This window comes from Xanthomonas sp. SHU 166, from assembly GCF_000364685.1.
GTDB lineage: Bacteria > Pseudomonadota > Gammaproteobacteria > Xanthomonadales > Xanthomonadaceae > Xanthomonas_A > Xanthomonas_A sontii.
In genome coordinates this window covers 1-1,986 of sequence record NZ_AQOJ01000992.1, presented here as the reverse complement: position 1 = coordinate 1,986, position 1,986 = coordinate 1, and the positions used below count along the sequence as shown (strand labels likewise).

Here is a 1,986-nt window from a genome sequence, read left to right as displayed (position 1 = left end):
GCAGACCTGCCCGCCGTTCCAGTGGCGGCCGAACACCGCCCACTTCACCGTCTTCTCCAGCGGCGCATCGTCCAGCACCACGAAGGCGTCGGCACCGCCCAGTTCCATGGTCGACTTCTTCAGCGCCTTGGCCGCCTGGGCCGCGACGATGGCGCCGGCACCTTCCGACCCGGTGAGCGCCACACCGTGCACGCGCGGGTCGTTGAGGATGGTCTCCACCTGGCCGCGGGTCGCGTAGAGATTGGCGAAAGCCCCGGCCGGCAACCCGGCTTCGGCCATCAGCGCTTCGAACTTGGCCGCGCACTGCGGCACGTTGGAGGCGTGCTTGAGCAGCACGGTATTGCCGGCCGACAGTTGCGGGGCGATGATCCGCGCGATCTGGTAGTACGGGAAATTCCACGGTTCGATCGCCAGCAGCACGCCCAGCGGCTCGTGCACCACCATCGCCCTGCCCTCGGCCGGATCGGCCACCGGCAGATGCTCCGGCGCCAGCAAGCGCTCGGCGTTGACCGCGTAGTACTCGAAGATGTCCGCCGACAGCCGCACCTCGGCTTCGGCCTCGCCGATCAGCTTGCCCATCTCCAGCGTCAGCAGGCATGCGTACTCGCGGGTGTTGGCACGCAGCAGCCGCGCCGCGGCATGCATCACCCTTGCGCGTTCGGCGAACGGGGCCTGCTTCCATTGCTGGAACGCGGCGTCGGCGGCATCGATCGCGGCCAGTACCTGCGCATCGGTGGCCTCCGGGAAGGTGGCGAGCAATTCGCCGGTATAGGGATTGCGGGTGGCATAGGTCATGGTGGTGTCCTCGTGGAAGGTCGGAAAGCGCCGGACGCCTCGCGCCGGCGCGGGAAGCGGTTGGGTCAGGCGGCCAGTTCCTTCACCGCCTGCACCATGCGGTTGAGCACCGCGGCGGCGTCGCCGTAGACCATGTCGCAGTTGTCGCCGTAGAACAGCAGGTTCTCCACGCCGGCGTAGCCCTTGCCCTGGCCGCGCTTGATCACGTAGACCTGATGCGCCTGGTCGGCGTTGAGGATCGGCATGCCGTAGATCGGCGACGCCTTGTCGGTGCGCGCCGCCGGATTGACCACGTCGTTGGCGCCGATCACCAGCGCCACGTCGGTGCTGGCGAAGCTGTCGTTGATGTCCTCCATGTCGTAGATCAGGTCGTAGGGCACGCCGGCTTCGGCCAGCAGCACATTCATGTGCCCGGGCATGCGCCCGGCGACCGGGTGGATGGCGAACTTCACGTCGACGCCGGCGGCCTGCAGCAGCTTCACCAGTTCGTACAGCCGGCCCTGCGCCTGCGCCACGGCCAGGCCGTAACCGGGCACGATGATCACGCTGGAGGCGTAGCGCATCGACGTCGCCGCATCGCCCGGCTCGACCGCGGTCATGCGGCCCTGCACGTCGCCCTGCACGACTGCGGCGCCGTCGCCGAAATTGCTGAACAGCACGTTGCCCAGCGAGCGGTTCATCGCCTTGGCCATCAGCACGGTCAGCAGGGTGCCGGCCGAGCCGACCACCATGCCGGCGATCATCAGCGCCGGGTTCTGCAGGGCGAAGCCTTCCAGGCCCACCGCCAGGCCGGTGAAGGCGTTGTACAGCGAGATCACCACCGGCATGTCGGCGCCGCCGATCGGCAGCGTCATCAGCACGCCGAAGCCCAGCGCGGCGATGAAGAACGCTGGCGCCGCCCAGGCGCCGCCCGTGCCGGTGACCACCAGCGCGCCGAGCACCAGCGCGGCCAGGAACACCGCAGCATTGAACGCGCTCTGGCCCTTGAACCGCCACGCGGTGTCGATGCGGCCATCGAGCTTGGCCCAGGCGATCACCGAGCCGGACAGCGAGATCGCGCCGATCAGCGCACCGAGCACGGTCACCGCCAGATGCAGGCCGCCCTGCTGCGGCTGCCGCGCGGTCAGCGCGACCCCGGCCACCGCCGCGGCGGCGCCGCCGCCCATGCCGTTGTACAGCGCCACCATCTGC

The 1,986-nt window shown here is 69.4% G+C and carries 2 protein-coding genes; both read right to left on the bottom strand.

Features of this window, described 5'->3' with window-relative positions; translation table 11 throughout:
• Window positions 1-795, bottom strand: a 795-nt coding sequence (locus D180_RS22035; RefSeq protein WP_017914482.1) for an aldehyde dehydrogenase family protein, incomplete at its 3' end; no start/stop codon positions are given.
• A gap of 65 nt (window positions 796-860) precedes the next feature.
• A partial coding sequence (locus D180_RS22030) for an NAD(P)(+) transhydrogenase (Re/Si-specific) subunit beta (protein ID WP_017914481.1) occupies window positions 861-1,986 on the bottom strand: 1,126 nt, incomplete at its 5' end.